Here is a 4,614-nt window from a genome sequence, read left to right on the forward strand (position 1 = left end):
AGCTAAAATTTTAACTTAGTGTATGTTAAAAGCTACGTTTATAACCTAAACATTAGCACTAAGTGGTAATAATTTATAGTCAAAACAAAGTGTTTAAATATCAGCCGCTAGTTCTCAGAAAAACTTAACTGACTTGTAATATACATGGGGTAGCAGGGAAATGATAAGGGCTAGGTTCTAGGTTTTAGGTACTAGGTTCGAGGCGCTTAGCCCGCCGCTCTTAGCCTGATGCACGAAGCACGAGAACCGTAGCTGGTTTTTTGCTGTCTGATTGCTAGGCTGCTATTTTCTTTGCCGCAGAAACGATAAAAGGGCCTTGCGGCCCTTGGTGAAGTATCGTTCAAGTCAGATAGTGCTTTAACCCCTTAAAGCGCTATCTTATTGTTTTGCAACAGAGGTTCGTCTCATTAAGTTTCTAAGCTAGTGAGAGGAAAAAACCCGCAATTGCTGCGCTCATCAGGTTAGCCATAGATCCTGCTAACACTGCTCTGAGCCCTAAGCGCGCGATATCCTTTCGCCGACTTGGCGCCATACCGCCCAGTCCACCTAGTAAAATGGCTATCGATGATAAGTTAGCAAAGCCACACAGTGCAAAAGTAACAATTGCTTGTGTATGCGCACTTAACGTATCGCGATAATTTATAAAGTCTAAGTAAGCAACAAATTCATTCACTACTAACTTTTGACCAATAAAGCTTCCCGCTATGAATGCTTCATGCCATGGCACACCAAGTAACCATGCAACCGGAGCAAATACATAACCTAAAATTTCTTGTAGCGTAAGCGTTGGGTAATCAAACCAACCGCCAATACCGCCTAATAAACCGTTTAATAACGCAATCAGTGCTACAAACGCTAGTAGCATGGCACCCACATTAAGCGCTAAATGCATGCCGCTGGCCGCACCCGATGCCGCTGCATCAATTACGTTTACCGGTTTATCATCGTCTAAATCTAAATCGGCTAAATTATCTTTAGGTGTTTCTGTTTCTGGCACAATCATTTTGGCCATTAAAAATCCACCCGGCGCCGCCATAAAGCTGGCTGCAATTAGGTATTTAAGCTCTATACCTATAATAACGTAACCGGCCATTACTGAGCCTGCCACGGTGGCTAAACCACCTACCATTACTGCAAACAATTCCGATTTGGTCATGGTGGCAATAAATGGCTTAACAATTAGTGGCGCTTCGGTTTGGCCAACAAAAATATTAGCGGTTGCCGAGAGTGATTCGGTGCGCGAAGTGTTTAACAGTTTTTGTAACGCGCCGCCCAAAATCTTAATAATCCAATCCATAATGCCTAAGTGATACAACACAGCCACTAAGGCTGAGAAGAACACAATAACCGGCAATACTTGAATGGCAAAAATAAACCCTAATGTGTCTTGTGACGCCAGTGGACCAAATAAAAAGCCGATGCCGTCGTTGGCGTAGCCAATCACTGACGAAACACCACGAGACATAGCCGCTAAGGCGTTTTTACCGGCATCAAAAAACAAGACAAAGCCGCCAATCACAACCTGCATTACAAAGGCAATGCCCACGGTTCTAAAACTAATTGCTTTACGATTGGTTGACGCTACAAAGGCAATACTTAGCAGCACAACCATGCCCACTAAGCTCATAAATGTTGTCATACAAATGTTTCCCGTTATTATTCTTGTAAAATGTCTTTAATTTTACTTTTTATAATATCAATCGCAACGCGATTCATACCGCCTCTAGTCACAACTAAATCTGCATTATGTTTTGAAGGCTCAATAAATTGATAAAACATCGGTCTAACAGTTGCCTGATATTGATCAACAACAGATTGTAACGTTCTGCCTCTTTTCTCCATGTCGCGTTGCATTCTACGCATTAAGCAAATATCTAGCGGTGTATCGATAAACACCTTGATATCAAATTCTTTGTTTAGCGCTTTATCGCTGAGTAATAAAATGCCCTCAACAATCAAGATTTGCGCCGCTGCCACTTTACGTGTAGTTTCACTACGCGTATGTTGCGAGTAGTCGTACATTGGTACTTCAACAGACTCACCGTTACGAAGCTGCGTTAAATGCTGTAGCATTAACTTATGTTCAAATGCATCTGGATGGTCGTAATTCGTTTGCGTACGGTGTGCCATAGGCAAATGCGACTGATCCTTATAATAAGCATCTTCTTCAATAATGGCGATAGCGCCTGGTTCCAGTTCGTTAACCAATTCTTTGTATATAGTTTGGCTAAAAAGAGATTTCCCTGACGCTGATGCGCCAGCAATGGCTATAATTGTTCGTGTCACTAAAGTTCTCACCCACACAGGAGATATATTGTTGGTAGATCACAATAGCAAAAAAGACACGATTAATCTCTTTTGCATCGCTTAAGAACGTAAATTTATAATGTTTGCGGTATATGTCACAGGACTTATGTCCTGTACGGTAAAATCGAAGAGCGGATAAAGTAACCGCTTATAATTAAGGAAGGTCACAATGGCAAGAGCAATTATCTTAATGGCAGACAGTTTAGGGATCGGGGCTGCACCCGATGCCGATAAATTTGGTGATCTCGGTGCTAATACGTTCGCACACCTACTCAACGCCTATTATGAAGAAACGGGAAGCGCTTTAGCGTTACCTAACCTGTCAAAATTAGGACTTGTTGACGCCTGTGAAGCGGCCGGTAAAGAGCCTTGCTTAATTAGCGACCGTCAAGCGCCACAGGGTGCTTGGGGCTATGCTAAAGAGCTTTCAAGTGGTAAAGACACCCCTTCTGGCCATTGGGAAATGGCTGGTGTACCGGTGTTGTTTGAGTGGGGCTATTTTCCTAAGCAACCGCCCAGCTTTCCGCAACAATTTGTTGATGAACTAATCGCACGAAGCGATATTCCTGGCATTTTAGGCAATTGCCATGCATCAGGCACCACTATTTTAGAACAGCTAGGTGAAGAACATATCAAAACAGGTAAACCCATCTGTTACACCTCGGCTGACAGCGTATTTCAAATAGCCGCGCACGAAGAATCATTTGGCTTAGAAAAACTTTATCAGGTATGCGAAATTGCACGGTCGTTGCTTGATGAAATGAATATAGGACGAGTGATAGCGCGGCCATTTTTGGGCACAAACAATGAAAACTTTGCCCGTACCGGTAATCGTCGTGACTATTCGGTGTTACCGCCAGCGCCGACATTACTTGATAAATTGGCCGCTGACGGCGGTGAAGTGATCAGCATAGGTAAAATTTCAGATATCTATGCACATCAGGGAATTACGCAAAAGCACAAAGCCCCTGGCTTAATGAATTTGCTTGAAAAAACCAGCGAAGTGATGCAAACAGCGCCACAGCACAGCTTGATTTTTACTAACTTAGTTGATTTTGACGAAAAGTTTGGTCATCGCCGTAACCCTGTTGGCTACGCAAAAGCGTTAAAAGAATTCGACGATTATTTGCCCACTATTTTAGCGCAATTAAATGCCGATGATTTACTAATTATTACTGCCGATCATGGTTGTGATCCGACCTTTCCAGGTACGGAGCATACCCGTGAATATGTACCAGTTATTGCTTATCAACCGGGTATGCGTAACACCCCGCTTGGTGAGCGCAATAGTTTTGCAGACATAGGTCAAACCCTGGCACAGTGGTTTAATTTATCTGCACTTGAATATGGCGACAGCTTTGTAAATAAGCTAAAGCAAACTAAAAAGGAAAACAATTCATGAGTACACCGCATATCAGTGCAAACCTTGGTGATTTTGCCGAAACAGTATTAATGCCAGGCGATCCGTTGCGGGCACAATATATTGCCGAAAACTTTTTAGATGACGCCGTGCAAGTAACCGGCGTACGTAATATGTTTGGCTTTACCGGCACTTATAAAGGTAAAAAAGTTAGCATTATGGGCTCAGGCATGGGTATTCCCTCTATGTCTATTTACGCTCGCGAGCTAATTGTAAGCTATGGGGTGAAAAACATTATTCGTATTGGTACCTGTGGCGGCATTGGTAGCGACATTAAAATTCGCGACGTTATTTTTGCCCAAGGCGCCTGTACCGACTCAAATGTAAACCGTGCCCGTGTACGTGGCACCGACTTTGCGGCGATTGCAGATTTCGATTTGCTATTAAACGGTGTAAATGCTGCTAAAGATTTGGGTATTAAAGCAAAAGTAGGTAATGTATTTACCACCGACACTTTTTATCAAGCAGACGATACCTTTTATAAAGATTTAGATAAATTAGGGGTGCTGGCTGTTGATATGGAAACCGCCGGTTTATATGGCGTAGCTGCTGAATATGGTGCAAAAGCCATGGCATTATTTACCGTGAGCGATCATGTTATTACCCATGAAGCCACACCAGCAGAAGAGCGTCAAAGCACCTTTAACGAAATGGTTAAAATTGCCCTCGAGTCTATTTAATTCGCGACAGGCAATGTTTAAAAGTTCCTTGGTAACGTATTCACTTAATTTTGGAGACACGCCCAAAGTGAAGTGAGACTAAACCCCCAAAGCCGCATTTATGCGGCTTTTTTTATTGTAGGCTTCGGGCTTCGGGCTTCGGGCTTCGGGCTTCGGGCTTCGGGCTTCGGGCTTCGGGCTTCGGGCTTCGGGCTTCGGGCTTCGGGC

General features: G+C 43.3%; 4 protein-coding genes. 2 read left to right on the forward strand and 2 right to left on the reverse strand.

All coding sequences use genetic code 11. The annotated features are described in order from the left end of the window. Window positions 1–415 precede the first annotated feature (415 nt). Together ABYB02_RS14890 and udk are read right to left on the reverse strand one after the other, a co-directional pair. Entirely contained in the window at window positions 416–1,639 is a 1,224-nt protein-coding gene (locus tag ABYB02_RS14890) for a NupC/NupG family nucleoside CNT transporter (RefSeq protein ID WP_372763193.1), read from the reverse strand. A 17-nt stretch (window positions 1,640–1,656) separates the two neighbouring features. Continuing rightward, entirely contained in the window at window positions 1,657–2,286 is a 630-nt protein-coding gene (udk, locus tag ABYB02_RS14895) for a uridine kinase (protein ID WP_372763194.1), read from the reverse strand. Window positions 2,287–2,476: 190 nt separating this feature from the next. Between udk and ABYB02_RS14900 the strand changes: the two genes are divergently transcribed. Further along, window positions 2,477–3,709: a phosphopentomutase gene (locus ABYB02_RS14900; RefSeq protein WP_372763195.1), complete on the forward strand. Its 1,233-nt coding sequence runs from the start codon at window positions 2,477–2,479 to the stop codon at window positions 3,707–3,709. Continuing rightward, complete coding sequence (gene deoD, locus ABYB02_RS14905) at window positions 3,706–4,407, forward strand: purine-nucleoside phosphorylase (protein ID WP_372763196.1); 702 nt, start codon at window positions 3,706–3,708, stop codon at window positions 4,405–4,407. Before ABYB02_RS14900 ends, deoD begins: the two co-directional genes overlap by 4 nt. The last annotated feature ends 207 nt before the right edge of the window (window positions 4,408–4,614 follow it).

Source organism: Pseudoalteromonas sp., from assembly GCF_041613455.1.
Lineage (GTDB): Bacteria > Pseudomonadota > Gammaproteobacteria > Enterobacterales > Alteromonadaceae > Pseudoalteromonas.